Origin of the sequence: Pseudomonas sp. IT-P44, assembly GCF_949768225.1 — a bacterium.
Classification (GTDB): Bacteria; Pseudomonadota; Gammaproteobacteria; order Pseudomonadales; family Pseudomonadaceae; genus Aquipseudomonas; species Aquipseudomonas migulae.
Map to the genome: position 1 here is coordinate 160,763 of NZ_CATKQM010000003.1, position 21,007 is coordinate 181,769.

At 60.7% G+C, this 21,007-nt stretch carries 20 protein-coding genes; 2 read left to right on the forward strand and 18 right to left on the reverse strand.

Features of this window, described 5'->3' with window-relative positions; translation table 11 throughout:
• Window positions 1-29: 29 nt before the first annotated feature.
• The 11 genes from ACM6IO_RS00720 to ACM6IO_RS00770 all read right to left on the reverse strand — a co-directional run bounded on the left by ACM6IO_RS00720 (window position 30) and on the right by ACM6IO_RS00770 (window position 9,043).
• Window positions 30-1,016 carry a DNA polymerase III subunit delta' gene (locus ACM6IO_RS00720; protein ID WP_414910727.1) on the reverse strand — a complete coding sequence of 329 codons (987 nt, stop codon included), beginning with the start codon at window positions 1,014-1,016 and terminating at the stop codon, window positions 30-32.
• Window positions 1,009-1,641: a dTMP kinase gene (gene tmk, locus ACM6IO_RS00725; protein WP_008040886.1), complete on the reverse strand. Its 633-nt coding sequence runs from the start codon at window positions 1,639-1,641 to the stop codon at window positions 1,009-1,011. Before tmk ends, ACM6IO_RS00720 begins: the two co-directional genes overlap by 8 nt.
• A 19-nt stretch (window positions 1,642-1,660) precedes the next feature.
• A complete protein-coding gene (gene mltG / locus ACM6IO_RS00730; protein ID WP_008040887.1) occupies window positions 1,661-2,881 on the reverse strand; it encodes an endolytic transglycosylase MltG in 1,221 nt (406 codons plus the stop codon).
• Between the two features lie 3 nt (window positions 2,882-2,884).
• A complete protein-coding gene (pabC, locus tag ACM6IO_RS00735; protein WP_192227906.1) occupies window positions 2,885-3,700 on the reverse strand; it encodes an aminodeoxychorismate lyase in 816 nt (271 codons plus the stop codon).
• Window positions 3,700-4,944: a beta-ketoacyl-ACP synthase II gene (gene fabF, locus ACM6IO_RS00740; RefSeq protein WP_008031595.1), complete on the reverse strand. Its 1,245-nt coding sequence runs from the start codon at window positions 4,942-4,944 to the stop codon at window positions 3,700-3,702. The genes pabC and fabF overlap by 1 nt, the downstream gene beginning before the upstream one ends.
• Window positions 4,945-5,052: 108 nt before the next feature.
• Window positions 5,053-5,289: an acyl carrier protein gene (acpP, locus tag ACM6IO_RS00745; protein WP_003175607.1), complete on the reverse strand. Its 237-nt coding sequence runs from the start codon at window positions 5,287-5,289 to the stop codon at window positions 5,053-5,055.
• Window positions 5,290-5,480: 191 nt separating this feature from the next.
• Window positions 5,481-6,224 carry a 3-oxoacyl-ACP reductase FabG gene (fabG, locus tag ACM6IO_RS00750; protein ID WP_008040890.1) on the reverse strand — a complete coding sequence of 248 codons (744 nt, stop codon included), beginning with the start codon at window positions 6,222-6,224 and terminating at the stop codon, window positions 5,481-5,483.
• Between the two features lie 16 nt (window positions 6,225-6,240).
• Window positions 6,241-7,179: an ACP S-malonyltransferase gene (gene fabD, locus ACM6IO_RS00755; protein WP_192227907.1), complete on the reverse strand. Its 939-nt coding sequence runs from the start codon at window positions 7,177-7,179 to the stop codon at window positions 6,241-6,243.
• 125 nt (window positions 7,180-7,304) lie between these two features.
• Window positions 7,305-8,315, reverse strand: a complete 1,011-nt coding sequence (gene plsX, locus ACM6IO_RS00760; RefSeq protein ID WP_081500214.1) for a phosphate acyltransferase PlsX — start codon at window positions 8,313-8,315, stop codon at window positions 7,305-7,307.
• Window positions 8,316-8,319: 4 nt separating this feature from the next.
• On the reverse strand, window positions 8,320-8,502 hold the full coding sequence (rpmF, locus tag ACM6IO_RS00765) for a 50S ribosomal protein L32 (RefSeq protein ID WP_003179396.1): 183 nt from the start codon (window positions 8,500-8,502) through the stop codon (window positions 8,320-8,322).
• A 13-nt stretch (window positions 8,503-8,515) separates the two neighbouring features.
• The gene (locus ACM6IO_RS00770; protein WP_008031588.1) at window positions 8,516-9,043 is read right to left on the reverse strand and encodes a YceD family protein; all 528 of its coding nucleotides are present in this window, start codon (window positions 9,041-9,043) and stop codon (window positions 8,516-8,518) included.
• A gap of 105 nt (window positions 9,044-9,148) precedes the next feature.
• Between ACM6IO_RS00770 and ACM6IO_RS00775 the strand changes: the two genes are divergently transcribed.
• Complete coding sequence (locus ACM6IO_RS00775) at window positions 9,149-9,727, forward strand: Maf family protein (protein ID WP_414910728.1); 579 nt, start codon at window positions 9,149-9,151, stop codon at window positions 9,725-9,727.
• A 119-nt stretch (window positions 9,728-9,846) separates the two neighbouring features.
• Here ACM6IO_RS00775 and sppA read toward each other — a convergent pair whose 3' ends face one another.
• From sppA to rluC, 3 genes are read right to left on the reverse strand one after another with little or no spacing between them, the layout of a single operon-like run.
• Window positions 9,847-10,836, reverse strand: a complete 990-nt coding sequence (sppA, locus tag ACM6IO_RS00780) for a signal peptide peptidase SppA (protein ID WP_008031583.1) — start codon at window positions 10,834-10,836, stop codon at window positions 9,847-9,849.
• A gap of 25 nt (window positions 10,837-10,861) precedes the next feature.
• Window positions 10,862-11,524 (reverse strand): HAD-IA family hydrolase, encoded by a 663-nt coding sequence (locus tag ACM6IO_RS00785; protein ID WP_008040896.1) that lies wholly within the window; start codon window positions 11,522-11,524, stop codon window positions 10,862-10,864.
• Window positions 11,511-12,473 (reverse strand): 23S rRNA pseudouridine(955/2504/2580) synthase RluC, encoded by a 963-nt coding sequence (gene rluC, locus ACM6IO_RS00790; protein WP_008031576.1) that lies wholly within the window; start codon window positions 12,471-12,473, stop codon window positions 11,511-11,513. Before rluC ends, ACM6IO_RS00785 begins: the two co-directional genes overlap by 14 nt.
• Before the next feature lie 701 nt (window positions 12,474-13,174).
• Here rluC and rne point away from each other — a divergent pair.
• Window positions 13,175-16,390: a ribonuclease E gene (gene rne, locus ACM6IO_RS00795; RefSeq protein WP_414910729.1), complete on the forward strand. Its 3,216-nt coding sequence runs from the start codon at window positions 13,175-13,177 to the stop codon at window positions 16,388-16,390.
• A 164-nt stretch (window positions 16,391-16,554) separates the two neighbouring features.
• On the opposite strand, the gene ACM6IO_RS00800 is transcribed toward rne, so the two are convergent.
• From ACM6IO_RS00800 to ACM6IO_RS00815, 4 genes are read right to left on the reverse strand one after another with little or no spacing between them, the layout of a single operon-like run.
• Entirely contained in the window at window positions 16,555-17,145 is a 591-nt protein-coding gene (locus tag ACM6IO_RS00800) for a nucleotidyltransferase family protein (RefSeq protein WP_414910730.1), read from the reverse strand.
• Complete coding sequence (locus ACM6IO_RS00805) at window positions 17,142-18,125, reverse strand: XdhC family protein (protein ID WP_414910731.1); 984 nt, start codon at window positions 18,123-18,125, stop codon at window positions 17,142-17,144. The genes ACM6IO_RS00800 and ACM6IO_RS00805 overlap by 4 nt, the downstream gene beginning before the upstream one ends.
• On the reverse strand, window positions 18,125-20,446 hold the full coding sequence (locus ACM6IO_RS00810; protein ID WP_414910732.1) for a molybdopterin cofactor-binding domain-containing protein: 2,322 nt from the start codon (window positions 20,444-20,446) through the stop codon (window positions 18,125-18,127). Before ACM6IO_RS00810 ends, ACM6IO_RS00805 begins: the two co-directional genes overlap by 1 nt.
• Complete coding sequence (locus ACM6IO_RS00815; protein ID WP_008031566.1) at window positions 20,443-20,913, reverse strand: (2Fe-2S)-binding protein; 471 nt, start codon at window positions 20,911-20,913, stop codon at window positions 20,443-20,445. Before ACM6IO_RS00815 ends, ACM6IO_RS00810 begins: the two co-directional genes overlap by 4 nt.
• Between the last annotated feature and the right edge of the window lie 94 nt (window positions 20,914-21,007).

Genomic DNA, 21,007 nt, shown 5'->3' on the forward strand with positions numbered 1-21,007 from the left:
GCTGATGTTCAGAGGATAGGCCCAGTCGGTCACTTCTGGGTAGGCAATGACGCCCATTGCACCAGCAACGCTTCAAGCAACAGCACCCGATTGAGGTTGGCCTTGCTCATGACTTTCTGACGCTGGGCGAGGATCCAGTCCTGAATGTTCAGGACTTTGTCCTGAGCGCTTTTCTGCGCCAGATATTGAATCACCTTGCGCATATCGGCCAATCCCAGCCCGTCTTCATCCTGAGTCAGCTGATACCGCAGGATCAGGCTCGACCAGTCGCAGAACCAGTCAAACAGCAACAACAGCGGAATCGCGTTCCAGCCTTCGGCCAGTTGTGTCGGCGATTGCTGCTGCTTGAGCAACTTCTTCACACCGTCGACCACCAGCGCCCGCTGTTCGCGCACACCCTGGGCCTGCAAATTCACCGCCGCCAGCGGTGAGCCGGCGGCCAGGGTCAGCAGCTCGACGCGCTCTTCTTCCGAGCTGTCCGGTAACGCCTTGGCCAGCCACGCAAGGCTCATGGCCTCGCTTGGCAGTGGACAGGCTTGCTGCACGCAGCGGCTTTTGATGGTGGGCAACAGTCGACTGGTCTGGTGACTGACCAGTAACAGCACCGTATCGCCGGACGGCTCTTCAAGGCTTTTGAGCAAGGCGTTAGCGGCGTTGATGTTCATCGACTCGACCGGCTCGATCAACACTACTTTGCGCCCGCCCATCTGCGCGGTCTGGACCACGAAGCTGACCAGCTCGCGGACCTGATCGACCTTGATCGCCTTGTCGGCTTCTTCCGGTTCGAGGATGTAGTTGTCAGGGTGACTGCCGGCTTTGAGCAGCAGGCAGGATTTACATTCGCCGCAAGCGTCCTGCGCGGTCGCGCGCTGGCACAGCAGGCTGGCCATCAGGCGCTCGGCCAGCGCTCGCTTGCCGATCCCGGCCGGGCCGTGCAGCAGGTAGGCGTGCGCATGTTGTTTGCGACCTGCCAACTGCTGCCAGAGGCTGTCCTGCCACGGATAGGCTTCAGCCACGGGTCAACTCCAGCAGACGCGGCAACAAGGCGTCCAGCGACTGTTGAACCTGCGCCAGCGGCTGGGCGGCGTCGACCAGCACATATCGCGCCGGGTCGGCTTTAGCGCGTTTGAGGAACGCACTGCGCACCGCATCGAAAAACGTCCGCCCTTCGAGTTCGAAGCGATCCAGGCGACCGCGAGCGCTGGCACGGGCCAGACCCACTTCCACCGGCAGATCGAAAATCAGCGTCAGGTCCGGGCGCAATTCGCCCTGAACGAAGCTTTCCAGCGTAGCGATGCGCTCCAGCGACAAACCGCGACCGCCACCCTGATAGGCGTAGGTCGAGTCGGTAAAGCGATCGCACAACACCACCGCGCCACGGGCCAGCGCCGGGCGGATCACGCCGGCCAGATGCTGGGCGCGCGCGGCAAACACCAGCAACAGCTCGGTGTCGGGGTCCATGGCCTCCTCGACTGGCGCCAACAGCACCTCGCGGATCTTCTCGGCCAAAGGCGTGCCGCCCGGCTCGCGGGTCAACACCACTTCGATACCGGCGGCGCGCAGGCGCTCGGCGAGGTATTCGCGATTGGTACTCTTGCCGGCGCCTTCGGGGCCTTCCAGGGTAATAAACAAGCCAGTCACAGGCAGTCCTTAGTCAGAATCATTGCGGGCTTTGCGGCGCGGTTGCATCCGATTCGGGCGCGGGTGCAGCAGCGGGCTCTTTAGCAGGTTCTTGAGTCGTTTCTTGAGCCGGCTCTGGCGGCGTCACTGGTGCCAACGCCTCCGGGGCCGGGTCAGGCGAAGCCGCCGGGATCGGAGCCTGCTCATTCGTCGCCTCTGGCGCGGTGACCGGCGCCGGGCTGGAGCGGTAATCGGCGCGACGCTTGAGCTGAAATTCACGCACCGCGCTGTTGTGAGCATCCAGATCATCGGAGAACACGTGGCTGCCATCGCCGCGCGCAACAAAATACAGGCTGTTGCCGGCCACCGGGTTGAGTGCTGCATGGATCGCTTCGCGACCGACCATCGCGATCGGCGTCGGTGGCAGGCCGGAGATCACGTAGGTGTTGTAAGGGGTCGCTTCCTTGAGATGGGCGCGGGTCAACTTGCCGTTGTAGCGATCACCGAGGCCGTAGATCACGGTCGGATCGGTCTGCAACAGCATGCCCATTTCCATGCGCCGCACGAACACGCCAGCGATCTGCCCACGCTCTTGCGGCACGCCGGTTTCCTTTTCCACCAGCGAAGCCATGATCAGCGCCTGGTAGGGTTCGGTGTATGGCACGTCAGCCGCGCGCTGCCCCCACTCCTTGGCCAGGACTTCGTCGAGGCGGTCGTAGGCTTTTTTCAGCAGCTCGACGTCCGTCATGCCACGCACGAAACGGTAGGTGTCCGGGAAGAATCGCCCTTCCGGGAAGATCCCGGCGTGACCGAGCTTGTCCATCACTTCGCTATCACTCAAGCCGTTCAGCGTCTGCTCAAGCTTTTCATCCTTGGCCAGCGCAGCACGCACTTGATGGAAATTCCAGCCTTCGACCAGCGTCAGGCTGTACTGCACCATTTCGCCGCGTTTCCACAGGTCGATCAGGTTTTCCACCGTCATGCCGGGCTGCATGCGGTACTCACCTTTGTGCAACGGTTGCCCGGCCAGGTTGAAGCGCCAGTACACACGCAACCAGAAAGCGTCCTTGATGACGCCATCGGCTTCGAGTCGATAGAAAGTGCGGGTGGGTGTCGTGCCTTTGGGCACTTCCAGGAGTTGTTCCTGGGTAATGTTCAGCGGCTGTTCCAGCGCCGAATGAATCTTCCAGGCCGAAGCGCCCAGACACAGCCCTGCCAGAACCAGTCCGGTTTCCAGCAGCAGCAAGAATTTACGTCTCACGTATCAAGCATCCAGTAGCGCGCGGGCAATGGTTTGGAGTTTACGGGTGAGCGGCCCAACCGGCCAGCTCAGAGCTGCATAGGCGCGCACCGGCCAAACGCCATACACGCTGTTGCAGATAAAGACCTCATCAGCCCATTGCAGCTGTTCGAGGGTGATGTCGGTGATTTGCGTGGGAATCCCCAGCGACTCGGCTTGAAACAATAATTCGGCGCGCATCACGCCGGCCACACCGCAGCGCTTGAGATCGGCAGTGATCAACACGCCATCGCGGACCAGGAACAGATTACTGAACACACCTTCGATCACCCGCCCGGCCTGATCGAGCATCAAGCCTTCGGCATGCTCGGTGTCTTGCCATTCGGAACGGGCGATGACTTGCTCAAGACGGTTCAGGTGTTTGAGCCCGGCGAGCAAGGGTTGTCTGGACAGTCGTGTGGCGCAAGGAAACAGGCGAACGCCCTGCTCCGCATGTACAGCAGGATAAGCGGCAGGCGGGTTGCCCTGAAGAATGCGTCGGGCCTGGGCCGCAGGGTCAGGCGCGTAACCGCGCAGGCTGTCGCCGCGGGTGAGGATGAGTTTGAGCACGCCCTCGCCCAGTGCTGCGGCGTAGGCCAGCAGCTCGCTGCGGATCAGTGCGTGATCGGCCGTGATCGCCAGGCGTGAACAGCCTTGCGCCAGGCGCGACAGATGCCGGTCCAGCAACAGCGGCTGCCCGCTCCGCACGGCAATGGTCTCGAACAGACCATCACCGTAAGCCAGGCCGCGATCCTTCAGCGACAGAGCGTCAGCCGGCTGACCGTCGACCCAGCTGTCCATCAGTCAGCGAACCGGCGGAACACCAGCGAGCCGTTGGTACCGCCAAACCCGAAGGAGTTGGACAGGACCACATCGATGTCCATGTTGCGCGCGGTGTGCGGCACGAAGTCCAGGTCGCAGCCTTCGTCCGGCTCGTCGAGGTTGATGGTCGGCGGGGCCACCTGGCTATTGATCGCCAGCACACTGAAGATCGCTTCGACTGCGCCCGCCGCACCCAACAGGTGACCGGTCATGGACTTGGTCGAGCTGACCGCCAGCTTGTAGGCATGATCGCCGAACACCGACTTGATCGCGCAAGCTTCGGCAAGGTCGCCGGCCGAAGTCGATGTACCGTGGGCGTTGATGTACTGGACTTGATCGCTATTGATCTTCGCATCGCGCAGGGCGTTGGAAATGCAACGAGCAGCACCCGCACCGTCAGCCGGCGGCGACGTCATGTGGTAGGCATCGCCACTGGTGCCAAAGCCGATCAGTTCGGCGTAGATGGTCGCGCCGCGAGCCTTGGCGTGTTCCAGCTCTTCAAGCACCAGCGCACCGGCACCGTCAGACAGGACGAAGCCGTCACGGCCCTTGTCCCATGGACGGCTGGCACGGGTCGGCTCGTCGTTGCGGGTCGACAGTGCGCGGGAGGCACCGAAGCCGCCCATGCCCAGACCGCAAGCCGCCATCTCGGCGCCGCCGGCAATCATCACGTCGGCTTCGTCGTACATGATGTTGCGGGCTGCCATGCCGATGCAGTGCGTACCAGTGGTGCACGCGGTGGCAATGGCGTAGTTAGGTCCCTGTGCACCCAGGTGGATCGACAGGAAACCGGAAATCATATTGATGATCGAGCCAGGCACGAAAAACGGAGAGATCCGTCGTGGGCCGGAATCATGCAGCGTGCGGCTGGTTTCTTCGATATTGGTCAGACCGCCAATACCCGAACCCATGGCCACGCCGATGCGCTCACGGTTGGCGTCGGTGACTTCAAGACCGGCGTTACGCACCGCCTGAAAACCTGCGGCCAGACCGTACTGAATGAACAGGTCGAGCTTGCGAGCTTCCTTGACCGACAGGTATTCCTCGACATTGAAGCCCTTTACCGAGCCGCCAAAACGGGTGGAATAGGCAGAAAGGTCGGTGTGTTCGATCAGACCAATGCCACTACGGCCAGCCAGAATGCCCTGCCAACTGCTCGGCACATCCGTGCCCAGTGGCGACAACATACCCATACCGGTGACTACGACGCGTCTACGCGACACAGCACTCTCCTTTTTCAAATGACGACTTTGCATCAGGCCTAAAGAAAAAACCGCACGCCATGATGGCAGTGCGGTTTTTCCATGACAGCAAGCAACGATTACAAACTATTACGCCTGGTGGCTAGTAACGTAGTCGATTGCAGCTTGTACAGTAGTGATCTTCTCAGCTTCTTCGTCAGGGATTTCGGTCTCGAATTCCTCTTCCAGAGCCATCACCAGCTCAACGGTGTCAAGGGAGTCGGCACCCAGGTCTTCAACGAAGGAAGCAGTGTTGACCACTTCTTCTTCTTTAACGCCCAGTTGCTCAGCAACGATTTTCTTGACGCGCTCTTCGATGGTGCTCATACCTTGTTTTCACTCCTAATGGACAAATTCAGGCAGCTGGCCAGTGGGTAAGTGTATAGAAAGACTTTTCAGTTTTTCAACTGAAAGCTTCACTCCTCAAACCCCGTGACCCTCTGCCTATAAATAGATTGCAGCTTTATAACGGATTTTAGACAGCTCGTATGACATTTTTTTGAAGCAACCCGTCACATTTAACTCATGTACATCCCGCCGTTCACCGGGATTGTAGCCCCAGTAACGTAAGCCGCACCGTCGGATGCAAGAAAAGCGACCACAGACGCGATCTCTTGAGCTTGCCCCAGACGACCCAGCGGAATTTGCGCCTGCAAGACTTCACGCTGTGCCTCGGGCAGTTCGCGGGTCATATCGGTGTCGATGAACCCAGGGGCCACCGAGTTTACCGTAATCGAACGCGAACCGACTTCACGCGCCAGAGCACGGCTGAAACCTTCCAGACCTGCCTTGGCGGCAGCGTAGTTTACTTGGCCTGCGTTGCCCATGGCACCCACAACCGAGCCAATACTGATAATTCGTCCCCAACGGGCTTTGGTCATACCGCGCAGAACGCCCTTGGACAGGCGGAACAGACTGTTCAGGTTGGTATCGACGACGTCATGCCACTCGTCGTCTTTCATGCGCATCACCAGGTTATCGCGGGTGATGCCGGCATTGTTGACCAGGATCGCCGGCGCACCGAACTGCTCCTGGATGCTCGCCAGCACAGCGGCAACGGATTCGTCGCTGGTGACATTCAGTTCCAGGCCAGTGCCTTGAATACCGTTTTCTTTCAGGGTAGCGGCGATGCGCTCGGCACCCGAGGCGGATGTCGCGGTGCCCACAACAATGGCGCCCTGACGACCCAGTTCCAGGGCGATGGCCTGGCCGATACCGCGGCTCGCACCGGTGACCAGTGCAACTTTACCTTGCAGACTCATGCAAGCTTCTCCTGATTCAGGCCAACGCTGCACGGGCGGCAGCGAAGGCGTCTGGGGTATTGAGGTTGGATGTCGACACGCCTTCGGCGCAGCGTTTGTTCAAGCCTGCCAGCACTTTGCCGGGGCCGCATTCGACCAACTGGGTCGCGCCCTTGGCGGCCAGCGCCTGGACCGATTCAACCCAGCGCACAGGCTTGTAGAGCTGCTCAAGCAGATCGCGCTTGAGGGTTTCGAGATCGGCCGGCACGTTCGCGCTGACGTTTTGTACCACAGGAATCTGTGGCGCCTGCCAGTTGATCGCAGCGATCGACTCGGCGAAACGCTCGGCGGCTGGACGCATCAGCTCGCAATGGGACGGTACGCTGACCGGCAACGGCATGGCGCGTTTGGCACCACGAGCCTTGCAGCCTTCGATGGCGCGCTCGACCGCAGCCTTGGCACCGGCGATCACGACTTGACCCGGAGAGTTGAAATTGACCGCGCTGACCACTTCGCCTTGCGCCGCTTCGGCACAGGCTGCCAGTACGTCAGCATCGTCCAGACCGAGAATGGCAGCCATACCGCCCTGCCCGGCCGGAACGGCTTCTTGCATCAGCTGACCGCGACGCTCCACCAGTTTCACCGCGTCGCCCAGACTCAGGCTGCCCGCAGCGACCAGGGCGCTGTACTCGCCCAGGCTGTGACCGGCAACATAAGCCGGACGCGCACCACCTTCCGCCAGCCACAGACGCCACAAGGCGATCGAGGCGGTCAGAATGGCCGGCTGGGTTTTATCGGTTTGATTGAGTTGCTCTTCCGGCCCTTGCTGGGTCAGTGCCCACAGGTCGTAACCGAGCGCGTCGGATGCTTCTTTGAATGTTTCGAGGACCACCGGATGTTGCGCGCCCAACTCGGCCAGCATGCCGAGGGACTGCGAACCCTGTCCTGGAAAGACGAATGCGAGGGAAGCAGACATGTAACAAGCCCCTAATGATCTTGTCGTCGGAGAATTGACGTCCCGCTTGGGGGACGCAAGAAACTGACAGTTGGATGGCAAATTGAACTGAGCGGTCACATTTAAGCATTGTCCGACGAAAACGCCTAAAGCAACAAATCCTCCAGACGACCGTGAATGCGTTCCGGCAGGTTTTCCTGGATCTCGATCAAGGCCCGCTGAATCGCACTCTGGAAGCCCTGAACCCCTGCCGAACCGTGGCTTTTCACCACAATCCCCTGCAACCCGAGGAAGCTTGCGCCGTTATGCCGAGCAGGCGCCAGATCAGCCTGAAGACGCTTCATCAGCGGCAGCGCCAGGGCGCCCACCATTTTCGATGCGAGGTTTTTTTTGAAAAGCGCTTCAATTCGCCCGGCAATCATGGTCGCCAGACCTTCACTGGACTTGAGCAAAATATTGCCGACAAAACCGTCGCACACCACCACATCCGCCTCGCCACGGTACAAACCGTCACCCTCGACAAAACCGATGTAGTTGATGCCGCGAGCACTCTGCAACAAGGTTGCCGCCAGCTTGACCTGCTGATTGCCCTTGATGTCTTCGGTGCCGATGTTCAGCAATGCAACCCGTGGACGAACGATGCCCAGGGTTTGCGCCGCGACCGAGCCCATCACCGCAAACTGCAGCAAATGCTCGGCGCTGCAATCGACGTTGGCGCCCAGGTCGAGTAACTGACAGTAGCCCTTCTGCGTCGGAATCGCCGCGACCATGGCCGGCCGGTCAATGCCCGGCAAGGTCTTGAGCACGAACCGTGACAAGGCCATCAGCGCGCCGGTATTGCCGGCGCTGACGCAGGCCTGAACCTTGCCATCACGCAACAACTCAAGCGCCACGCGCATCGACGAATCCGGCTTGCCACGCAAGGCCTGGGCAGGTTTTTCGTCCATGGTGATCACTTCGGATGCCGGGGTAATCGACAGGCGCGAGCGATCCACAGCCGATTGGCCAGCGATCAATTCTTCAAGAAGGGAGGGTTGACCGACAAGGGTCAGGTGCAGCGAGGGTGTAGCAATCAGACAAGCGAGGCTGGCCTGAACAATGCTGCGGGGACCGAAGTCCCCGCCCATTGCGTCAATCGCGATGACTTGAGCGGACAAGTGATTACTCGTCAGCGCCCTTGTCGATCACTTTACGGCCACGGTATACGCCTTCTGGCGATACGTGGTGACGCAGGTGAACTTCACCGGTGGTTTTTTCTACAGACAGGGTGCTAGCCTCGAGAGCGTCGTGCGAACGACGCATGTCACGGGCGGAGCGGGATTTTTTGTTCTGCTGAACAGCCATAATTGATTAACTCCTAAACGTTTGGGTCACGCTTTAACTGCGCCAATACACTGAACGGGTTGGACCGCGTTACCTCGTCCTCGCTCGGTTCGGGCTCATCGAGACCCGCCGGCTGCTGGCATTCTTCCGGATGATGAGCAGGCACAATGGGCAAGGCGAGCAGAAGCTCCTCCTCGATCAGTGACTGCAGATCCAAAGGATCTTCGCCCAGTTCCAGCACGTCATAACCTTTCGGCAACGACTGGGTATTCGCACCCTCCTTCACCACAGCATAACTGCATTCGCTGTGGATCGGCAGGGTGACCAGCTCAAGACAACGCTGGCAAACCATTTTGACTTCGGTGTCGATAAAGCTGTGGATTACCACAGACTTACGTTCATCTCGTTCAAAAACGAATTTAGCCTGCACCGTACCGACATTGTCGGAAAGCGGGTCGCAGAGTCTCTCCAAATCGGCCAGCAGCAGTTCACCTTGAAGGGTGGTGCCACGGTCAGCCAATTTGCGCGGGTCAACGTGAGGTGGAATCGGGTCATTCAACATAGGCGCAGCATTATAGGGATGCACCCAGCCATGTCAAAGGAAATTCAGCCCTGTCCGTCACCTGGAAGCCTCGCTAGAATTCGCGCCTGTCTTCTGGAGATGCGCATGCTGCCTTTATTACTCGCTTCAAGCTCAGTGTATCGCCGGGAATTGCTGGCCCGCTTGCAGCTGCCGTTCACCTGCAGCTCGCCGGACATCGACGAAAGTCATCGGCCGAATGAGGCCGCCGTCGAACTGGTAAAGCGCCTCGCCGAAGAAAAAGCCCGGGCTCTTGCCGGCAGCCACCCCGCCCATCTGATTATCGGCTCCGATCAGGTCGCGGTGCTCGGCGAGCGCATTATCGGCAAACCCCACACCTTCGAAAAGGCTCGCGAGCAGCTGCTGGCCTCAAGCGGCGCCAGCATAACCTTTCTGACCGGCCTGGCCCTGCTCAATAGCCAGACGGGACACTGCCAGGTCGACTGCGTGCCGTTCACCGTACACATGCGCACACTCGACACCGCACGCATCGAACGCTACCTGCGCGCCGAACAGCCCTACGATTGCGCTGGCAGCTTCAAGGCCGAAGGTTTGGGGGTGAGCCTGTTTCAACGCACCGAAGGCCCTGACGCCACCAGCCTGATCGGCCTTCCGCTGATTCGTCTGATCGACATGCTATTGGCTGAAGGGGTGCAAATCCCCTGACAGCTGTCGAGTCCTTCACTGATCTTGAGGACGCCATCGCCGGCAAGCCGGCTCCTACAGGATGTGAGCGCCAACAAAAAACCGGCCACTTGGGCCGGTTTTTTTATGTAGCCGGAAGATCAGCGCAGCGACGGACCCTGGAAGCCCATCCACATCGCCAACTGCTCAGCCACGCTGGCGCCCAGTTTCTTCGAGAAGCGATCGAACGGCGATTCCTGAACAGTGAAGTCCACCAGCTCTTTCTCGCCAATCACATCACGCGCCACCGAACTGGCATTTCCAAGACCATCGATCAACCCCAGCGGCAGCGCCTGCTCACCGGACCAGACCAACCCGGAGAACAACTCCGGATGCTCTTTGTCCTTGAGCCGGTCGCCACGACCCGTCTTGACGCTGTTGATGAACTGCTGGTGCGTCGTATCGAGCACGCCCTGCCAGAACCGGGTTTCCTCAGGCTTCTGCGGCTGGAACGGATCGAGGAACGACTTGTGCTCGCCCGACGTATAGGTCCGACGCTCGACACCGAGCTTCTCCATGGTGCCGACAAACCCGTAACCGGCCGCCGTCACGCCAATGGAACCCACCAGGCTCGCCTTGTCGGCGTAAATCTGATCCGCCGCACTGGCGATGTAATAAGCGCCGGAAGCCCCCAGATCGGAGATTACCGCGTAAACCTTGGTGTCCGGGTTCAGGCCGCGCAACCGGCGAATCTCGTCATACACGTAGCCGGACTGCACCGGACTGCCGCCCGGACTGTTGATGCGCAGGATGACACCCTTGACCTTCTTATCTTCGAAGGCGGCACGCAGGCTACCGACGATGTTGTCAGCGCTGGCGGGCTCCTTGTCGGCGATCATGCCCGTCACTTCGATCAACGCAGTGTAATTAGCGCTGCGAGTGGCGGCTTTTTCCATGTCCATCAACGGCGTAAACAGCACCAGTGCGCCAAACAGGTACACAAAGGTCAGCAATTTGAAGAAAATCCCCCAGCGACGCGACCGACGCTGCTCCTGCACGCTGGCGAGCAGGGTCTTTTCCAGCAGCTTCCAGCTTTTTTCGTCACCGCTCTCTGCGCTCGGCTTGGCGGGCGCTTTCCATTCGTCGGTCATGGCCATCTACCCCGGCAAAAACTAATTAAGCCCGCTGACTCAGCCAGGCATGCAATTCTGAAAAACGATCAATGGCCAGCGCCGGCTCGAACAATTTCAGCGCTTCAATCGATTGCGCGCCGTAGCTGACCGCCACCGAATCCATGCCGGCGTTGCGCGCCATCTGCAGGTCGAATGACGAATCGCCAACCATCAACGCTTGCTCCGGGCGAACTTCGCAATGGGCGAGGATCTGCTCAAGCATCAGTGGATGGGGTTTGCTGGCGGTTTCGTCGGCGGCACGGGTGATATCGAAATAATCTTCCCAGCCGTGCGCCTTCAGCACCCGATCCAGTCCGCGACGCGCCTTGCCGGTAGCAACGGCTAAATGATAACCCTCGGCGCGGAACGCCTCCATCGACTCGACAACCCCTTCGAACAACGGCGAAGGCACGGCTTCAGAGGCGATGTAGTGGTCCGCATAATGCTCGCGAAACGCCACCAGTTCGGTATCGCTGATCTCGGGGTACAACGTGCGAATCGCCTCCGGCAGGCCCAGACCGATGATGCCTTTGACAGCAAAGTCATCGCGCAACTGAAAACCGGAACGCTCGGACGCAACATGCATTGCTTCGACAATCCGACCAATGGAATCAGCCAGCGTGCCGTCCCAATCGAAAATCAGCAGTTTGTAATCAGAGGGGTGCACTCAGGCGCTCCACAGTCTTGGCCCACATCTCGTCGACAGGCGCCTGCAACTTCAGTTCGCCGCCATCCGGCAGCGGCACGGTCAGCATGTACGCATGCAGGAACAGGCGTTTGCCGCCCAGATCGCGGATTTCCTTGCTGAAATCGTCATCGCCGTACTTGGTGTCGCCGGCAATGCAATGCCCGGCGTGCAAGGTGTGAACACGGATCTGGTGAGTCCGACCGGTGATCGGCTTGGCCTCGATCAGGGTGGCAAAGTCGCCGAATCGACGCAGAACCTTGAACACGGTCACCGACTCCTTGCCCTCCTCCTCGTCGACCTCGACCATCCGCTCGCCGGAGCGCAGATTGCTCTTGCCCAGCGACGCACGGACTTGCTTGATCGATGCCGCCCAGTTGCCGCGAACCAGCGCCATGTAGCGCTTGTCCACGCCATCACCGCGCAAGGCCGTGTGCAAGTGACGCAGCATGCTGCGTTTCTTGGCGATCATCAGCAGGCCGGAGGTGTCACGGTCAAGGCGGTGAACCAGCTCGAGCTCCTTGCAATCCGGACGCAACTGACGAAAGGCTTCGATCACGCCGTAAGTCAGGCCGCTGCCGCCGTGAACCGCAATGCCGCAAGGCTTGTTGATCACGATCAGCGCTTTGTCTTCATAGACAATCGAGGCTTCAAGTCGCTGCAGCAAGCCCTGGGCCAGCGGCACGGGTTCGTCGCGTTCAGGCACGCGAACCGGCGGCACGCGCACGATATCGCCCGCCTGCAGCTTGTATTCGGGCTTGATCCGGCCTTTGTTCACTCGCACTTCGCCTTTACGCAAAATGCGGTAAATCAAGGTCTTGGGCACGCCTTTGAGCCGAGCGAGAAGGAAGTTATCAATACGTTGGCCGGCATATTCCGGCGAGACCTCAAGCAGTTGTACGCCTGGGGTCGAGGGGGCAGTAGTCGTCATGGCGCGGATGATATCAATTTTTTATGGAATTGAAGCACTTAATCATTACTGCTATAGTCGCGAACGCCGCCAAAAGCGGCCTGGACAGCGGACAAACGGTCAAAAACCGGCCCTGACCAATGCAATTCACCAGGACGCGAGGCCGTCCTACGGCGCTTTCGCTACGTAACGGTGGAGTTTGCAGGTGTAACGAGCGCAGGTGACATGAGGCCTGAATCACGCCGCAAAGCAGAGTTTTCACTCGCTACGCGAGCCCATATTCACGGCCAGTTCACAAAGTGCAGTCAGCTGCGAATGACCCCGAGCGAACGCTTCGGAAACAACGCCTAAATTAGCCATGATGCGTGACCTCCCCTTTCGGAGCTCACGGTAAATGCCAACCCGCTGCGGATTCTGCGCGCGGCAGCACCCGAATTATCAGGGATACGTGTAGGGTGGAGATGCACAACCGCTGGACTGTGTAGCAATAGGCTTTATCAAGACGCTTCATCTCGTCCACAGCCGCCGGTTGATTCCTCCTCCTGACTGAGTGCTTAAGTAGCCACAGCAAGCAGGACGCGTACGTCGCGACGAAGGCCCACATTGGCCGGACTTCGCTAGACACGGGAATGGCCAACCACTCCCGACGCACCTGACACCGACCATGAGAAGTCGTGTGTGCCGAACGCCGTTTCCGGCAGCCCGGAAACCGACGGTACTACATGAAAAGAATGCTGATTAACGCAACTCAACCCGAAGAGTTGCGTGTTGCACTGGTAGATGGCCAACGCCTCTACGACCTGGACATCGAATCCGGTGCACGCGAGCAGAAGAAGGCCAACATCTATAAAGGCCGGATTACTCGCATCGAACCAAGCCTTGAGGCTGCCTTTGTCGATTTCGGCTCCGAGCGCCACGGCTTCCTGCCCCTCAAAGAAATCTCCCGCGAATACTTCAAGAAAGCCCCTGAAGGCCGCGTCAACATCAAAGACGTCCTGAGCGAAGGCCAGGAAGTCATCGTTCAGGTTGAAAAAGAAGAACGTGGCAACAAGGGCGCAGCCCTGACCACCTTCATCAGCCTGGCCGGTCGTTACCTGGTTCTGATGCCGAACAACCCGCGTGCCGGCGGTATCTCCCGTCGCATCGAAGGTGAAGAGCGCAACGAACTGCGTGAAGCCCTGAACGGTCTGGTTGCACCGGCCGACATGGGTCTGATCGTGCGCACTGCCGGCCTGGGCCGCAGCAGCGAAGAAATGCAGTGGGACCTTGATTACCTGCTGCAACTCTGGACCGCCATCAAAGAAGCCTCGCTGGATCGCTCCGCGCCGTTCCTGATCTACCAGGAAAGCAACGTGATCATCCGCGCCATCCGCGATTACCTGCGCCAGGACATCGGCGAAGTGCTGATCGACAGCGTTGAAGCCCAGGACGAAGCCCTGACCTTCATCCGTCAGGTGATGCCGCAGTACGCCAGCAAGATCAAGCTGTACGAAGACAGCGTTCCGCTGTTCAACCGTTTCCAGATCGAAAGCCAGATCGAGACCGCTTTCCAGCGCGTCGTCGAGCTGCCTTCCGGTGGTTCCATCGTTATCGATCCGACCGAAGCCCTGGTGTCCATCGACATCAACTCGGCGCGCGCCACCAAAGGCAGCGACATCGAAGAAACCGCCCTGCAGACCAACCTTGAAGCCGCCGAAGAAATCGCCCGTCAGTTGCGCCTGCGCGACATCGGCGGCCTGATCGTCATCGACTTCATCGACATGACCCCTGCCAAGAACCAGCGCGCCGTGGAAGAGAAAGTCCGCGAATGCCTGGAAGCCGACCGCGCTCGCGTGCAGGTTGGCCGCATCTCGCGCTTCGGCCTGCTGGAAATGTCCCGTCAGCGCCTGCGTCCATCGCTCGGCGAAAGCAGCGGCATCGTTTGCCCGCGTTGCAACGGCACCGGCATCATCCGTGATGTTGAATCGCTGTCGCTGGCGATCCTGCGCCTGATCGAAGAAGAAGCCCTGAAAGACCGCACCGCCGAAGTTCGCGCACAAGTGCCAATTCCGGTCGCAGCCTTCCTGCTTAACGAAAAACGCAACTCGATCACCAAGATAGAACTGCGCACCCGTGCCCGCATCGTCATTCTGCCGAACGATCACCTCGAAACGCCGCACTTCGAAGTTCAGCGCCTGCGTGATGACAGCCCGGAAGCCAGCATCAACCAGTCCAGCTACGAAATCGCTGCTGCCGCTGCCGAAGTCGAAGAAGTCCAGCCAGCCGCTGCGACCCGCACCCTGGTTCGCCAGGAAGCCGCGGTCAAGACTGCGCCGGCCCGCGCCAACGCTCCGGTTCCGACCGAAGTCGTCGCCGCACCGGTTGCTGCACCGGCCGCCGCGCCAGAGCCAAGCCTGTTCAAAGGCCTGGTGAAGTCGCTGGTCAGCCTGTTCGCTACCAAAGAAGAGCCTGCTGCTCCGGTTGTGGTTGAAAAACCAGCGACCACCGAGCGCCCGGCTCGCAACGAAGAGCGTCGTAACGGCCGTCAGCAGAGCCGCAACCGTAACGGTCGCCGCGATGAAGAACGCAAGCCTCGCGAGGAACGTGCACCGCGTGAAGAACGCGCACCACGTGAGCCACGCGAAGCCCGTGAAGAAACCCCGGCAGTCGCTCGCGAAGAACGCGCTCCACGTGAAGAGCGCGCACCACGCGCCCCTCGCGAAGAACGTGCACCGCGCGCGCCTCGTGAAGATCGCAAGCCACGTGGCGAGCGTGAAGAACGTGTTCGTGAACTGCGTGAACCACTGGACGCCGCCGCTCCGGCTGCTGCCGCTACCGCTACTGCTGAAGAGCGTCCAGCTCGTCAGCCACGCGAAGAGCGTGCGCCACGTCCACCGCGTGAAGAGCGTCAACCACGCGCCGAGCAAGCCGCTGCCGCCGTTGCTGAAGAAGAGCTGACTGGCAACGAAGAGCAACTGCAGGAAGACGGTCAGGAAGGCGCCGAAGGCGATCGTCCACGCCGCCGCTCCCGTGGCCAGCGTCGTCGCAGCAACCGTCGCGAGCGTCAACGCGATGCCAACGGCAACGTGATCGAAGGTTCGGAAGAATCCGAGTCCGCCGAAGGTAACGAAGGCGCCGAAGCACCAAGCGCTGCCGATCTGGCCGCAGGCCTGGCTGTTACCGCAGCCGTTGCCAGCACCGTGATCAGCGCTCCGGCCGAAGCACAGGCCAACGAGCAAGCCGAACGCGCCACTGCCGCCACACTGGAAACTGCTCCAGTCGAAGCGCCAGTCGTTGAAGCGACCACGCCTGTAGAAGTAACTGCTGCTCCGGAAGTCGAAGTGGCTCCGGTTCGTGAAGCACAGCCTGAAGTCGAAGCTGCCGCTGAGCCTGCCGTTGTTGCTGAAACGCCTGCCGTGGTTGCAGAGCCGGTTGTTGAAACCGTCGCTGAAACCGTGACCGAAACCGTTCGTGAAGTTCGCGAAGAGCAAACCGCTTTCAACTGGGTTGCCGAGCCGGTAGCGGTCGAAACGCCAGCGCCAGTCGCTGAAGTTGCGGTTGTCGAGCCTGTTGTTGTGGCTGCCGAACCAGAAGTGGCTCCGGTTGTTGAAGCCCCTGTTGTCGCCGAAGTGGCTGCACCAGTGGTTGAAGCTGCCCCGGCCAGCGCCCTGACACCAAGTGGCCGCGCACCTAACGACCCGCGTGAAGTGCGTCGTCGCAAGCGTGAAGAAGAGCGCCTGCAGAAGGAAGCCGAACTGGCTGCCGCTGCTGCTCCGGCCGCTGTCGAAGTGGCACCGGTTGTTGCTGAAGTCGTCGAGGCTGCTCCTGCCCCGGCTGCTGAAGTGGCTGCCGAGCCAGCTGACTCCGTGATCGACGAAGCTCCACGCTCCGTTCAGGAAGCGGTAGAGCAACACGAGCAAGCCCAGGAAAAAGAGCACGAGCCTAAACCTCTCGTCTGATTCCATCGGCTACTAAAAAGCCCCGCCTGGTAACCCAGGCGGGGCTTTTTTATGCCGGCGGTTCCACAGTTAGACCGCGTTATCGTTCTTCGCGGGCAAGCCTCGCTCCTACAGGTTTTCCGCCGATCACTGTAGGAGCGAGGCTTGCCCGCGAAAGCGGTGTATCAGGCGAAAACCAACGCCTCAGGCACATCCACATCCCACAACACCCCGACATCCTCCACCGCCACCTCAACCACCCGCGCCGACGCAAACAACGGCTTGGCCCCGCGATCACCCGATAACGCCATCAACCCCGGTCCAAACGTTCGCCCGAAACCAACCGGATGGCCGTATTCGCCATTCATCACCGGTACGCTGATCCCATCATCAGAAATCCCCGCCAACACCTGCTCAACCGTCGACGGCAGAATGAACGGCATATCCCCCAACACAATCAACCAGCCACCGAGCTGCGGGCACGCTGCCACCCCCGCTGCAATGCTGTCGCCCATGCCGGAGGATTCCACCAGCACAATCTCGAAACCATACGCCTGAGCCATACGAGCCACTTGCGGGCGATCTTCGGTCGTCACCAGCACGCGCTTCGCCAGCGTGGCCGGCAAACTCACCAGCACCTGCTCGATCACCGAACGAACGCCGCCATCGCGCCCCGTACAGTCCGCCAACAACTTGTCCCTGTCGGCCCCCGCCACCTGTCGAAACCGAGTGCCCTGCCCCGCCGCCAACACGATGACGCCGATTGGCCCGCTCATGCCTCCTCCTGCAACGGCTTCTTCTGTTTCAGCTCGACGCCGTTCTTGATCGCGACAATTTCCGCCAGCAGCGACAAGGCGATTTCCGCCGGGGAATGGCTGCCGATGTGCAGGCCGATCGGGCCGTGCAAGCGCTCGATGGCCTCTTGGGACAAGCCTAGCTGAGCGAGGTTTTCCCGGCGCTTCAGGCTGTTGACCCGCGAACCCAGCGCACCGACGTAAAACGCACTGGAATCTAGCGCCGTCAGCAACGCCATGTCATCCAGACGCGGATCGTGAGTCAGCGCGACGATGGCCGTGCGTTCGTCGGTCTGGATGTTCAGCACCGCTTCGTCCGGCATACCGGATACGAAGCGCCCGTGCTGTTCTTCCCAGCCGTAGACGAACTCGGTGCGTGGATCGCAGATCAGCACTTCGAAATCCAGCAGCCGCGCCATCTCGGCAACATAACGGGACAATTGCCCCGCGCCGATCAACAACAACCGCCAACGCGGACCGTAAATGGCGCGCAACGTGGTGCCGTCAAAACTCAGCGCATCGTTCTTGGTCGCCGGCTGCAACGTCACTTCACCGCTCGCGATATCCAGCGAGCGCGCCGTGATTTCATGGGCCTCGCAACTCGCCAGCAACCCGGCAACCCAAGTCGGGTCGCCGACTCGTTCCTCGGTCAGGCGCAACGTGCCGCCGCACGGCAAGCCAAACCGTGCGGCCTCCTCGCGAGTAACGCCGTAAGTGATCAACTGCACCGGCGGCCCGTCAGCCGGAATCCGGCCATCGTGCAGCCGGGCGATCAAGTCATCCTCGACACAACCACCGGACACCGAACCGATCACCACTCCATCTTCGCGCAAGGCCAACATCGCGCCAGGTGCCCGGGGCGCGGTGCCCCAGGTCTGGACCACGCTGTACAACACCACTCGCTGACCGGCGCGGCGCCATTCCAGCACGCTGCGCAGGACATTCAGATCGACGCTGTCCATCAAGCCTCGGCCTTCTGCCAACCTTGCAATTGATAACGAACCGGCAAGTTGCGGATGCGTTTGCCGGTGGCGGCGAAAATCGCATTGCACAGCGCCGGCGCAATCGGCGGCACGCCAGGTTCACCGACACCGCCCAACGGCACCGCGCCCGGCGGCGTGACCAGATGCACGGCAACTTCCTTCGGCGCCAGGGACATGCGCGCCACTTCGTACATGTGGAAGTTGTCTTGCTGGACCTTGCCGTCCTTGAAACTGATCTCGCCCAGCACCGCGTTGCCCAGCCCCATCACACAAGCGCCTTCGAACTGCGAGCGAATTCGCTCGGGGTTGATCTGCGGGCCGCAATCCACCGCAATATCGGCCTTGTGCACGATCAACGTGCCGTCATCTTTGACTTCGACCTCGATCACCGCCGCCACGTAAGTGACAAAGCTGTAATGCACCGCCAGTCCCAGGCCTCGGCCCTTCGGCAACTCTCGCCCCCAACCCGCGGCTTTCGCGGCGGTTTCAAGGACGGTGCGCATGCGCCCGGTGTCGATCGGATAGCGTTCGGGCGACTCGCCGTAGTTCCACTCTTCACTCAACGTACGCGGATCGATCTGACGGTCCGGACCGAGCAATTTGATCTGGTACTTGAGCGGATCCTGTTTGGCCTTGTGCGCCAACTCATCGACAAAGCACTGGATCGCGAAGCCGTGAGGAATGTTCGACACCGAGCGATACCAGCCGACCCGCGTATGAATCGCCGCTTCCGGGTTCTCCAGGCGCACGTTGGGGATCGCGTAAGCCATGTTGGTGAAGCCCATGCCCAGCTCGAAAGCGGCCTCATGGTTCATGCCCGGCGCGAACAGCGCGGTGATACTCGGCGCGACCGTGCGGTGCAACCAACCCGACGGCAAGCCGTCCTTGTTCAGGCTGGCCTTCAGGTATTCAGCGGAGACGGTGTGGAAATACGAACAATGGATGTCGTCTTCACGAGTCCATTGCACCCGCACCGCCTTACCGGGGAATTCCTTGGCGAGGATCGCCGCTTCGATGATGAAGTCCGGCTTGGACTTGCGGCCGAAACCGCCGCCGAGCAGGGTGACGTGGAAGGTGACGTTATCGAACGGAATGCCCAGGCGTTCGCCGATTCGTTCACGGGTGACCTGCGGCGCCTGGCTTGGCGCCCAGGCTTCGCACACGCCATCCTTGAAACGGGCGATGGCGACCATCGGTTCCATCGGCGCTTGCGTCAGGTGCGGCAGATAGTAAGAGGCTTCGAGGGTGCTGTCGGCGCCGCTCATGGCCTGGTCGATGTTGCCGGTATTGCGCACCACTTTGCCGGGCTTGAGCGACGCCGCTTCAATTTCCTTGCGGTAGGCGATCGAGTCGTAACTGGCGTTGGGGCCGTCGTCCCATTCGATTTTCAGTGCATCGCGGCCCTTGATCGCCGCCCACGTATTGCTGGCCACCACCGCCACGCCGCCCAACGGCTGAAACTCCGAGGGCAGCGGACGGCCTTCGATCTGGATGACTTTGACCACCCCGGGGACTTTCAGCGCAGCGCTGTCATCCACGGATTTGACCTTGCCGCCGTACACCGTCGGACGTGCAATTGCGGCGTAAAGCATGCCGTCGATATGCACGTCGGCACCGTAGATCGCGCGACCGTTGACGATGTCAGCACCGTCGATGGCCTTGGTGCCTTCCTTGCCGATATAGCGGAATTCTGACGGCTCCTTGAGCCGCAGGCTGTCACGTGCCGGCACCGCCAGCGCACCGGCAGCGACGGCGAGCGCGCCGTAACCCAGTTCACGACCGCTCGGTTTATGGATGACTTTGTGCAATTGCGCGTGGCACTCGCCGACCGGGACTTTCCACTGTTCGGCGGCCGCCTGTTCGAGCATGGTCCGCGCGGCAGCACCGCAGCGGCGCATCGGCTCGTACCAGTGGCGCATGCTGCGCGAACCGTCGGTGTCCTGGTTGCCGAAGCGCACTTCATCGCCCGGCGCCTGCTGCACTTTCACCAGCGCCCAGTCGGCTTCAAGTTCATCGGCCACGACCATGGTCAGGCTGGTGCGTACGCCCTGGCCCATTTCCGAACGGTTGCAAACCACGGTCACGGTGCCATCCGCAGCGATGCTGACGTACACCTTCGGATCATCGATCCAGCCGTTGGGCATGCCGTCGGCGCCGAATTTCTTTTCCTTCTCGGCTGCGAACGCGTCCTGCCAGCCCCAACTCGCGGCGACCACCAGCGCACTGGTGGCACCGACGCCTTTGAGGAAACCGCGACGGCTGAGGTTACTCAGGGCGAAATCATTCGGGAACTGGCTCATGCCTTGGCTTCCTTCAGGTGAGTGGATGCCTGGCGGATGGCGGTCTTGATGCGGTTGTAGGTGCCGCAACGGCAAATATTGCCGACCATCGCCTCTTCGATCTGTTCGTCGCTCGGGTTCGGGTTGGTCTTGAGCAATGCGGTGGCGGACATGATCTGCCCGCCCTGGCAGTAACCGCACTGGGCGACGGCGGTGTCGAGCCAGGCTTGCTGCACGATTTGCCCGACCGGGTCGGCGTGCAGGTTGTCGATGGTGCTGACGTTCTGACCGACTACCGAGCCGATCGGCGTGATGCAACTGCGCGCCGGGGCGCCTTCGATGTGAATGGTGCAGGCGCCGCACAGGCCCATGCCGCAGCCGAACTTGGTGCCGTTGTAACCGGCCACGTCGCGGATGGCCCAGAGCAGCGGCATGTCCTCGGTGACATCGAGTTGATGGTCTTGACCATTGAGTTTCAGGGTAATCATGGGCACGCCCGCATAGTGGTATGGGTTATGGGGTCGAGCAATCTGCCGCTGGGGGATTAGCGGTTGGCATCACGCAGATCGACTCAGGCTAATG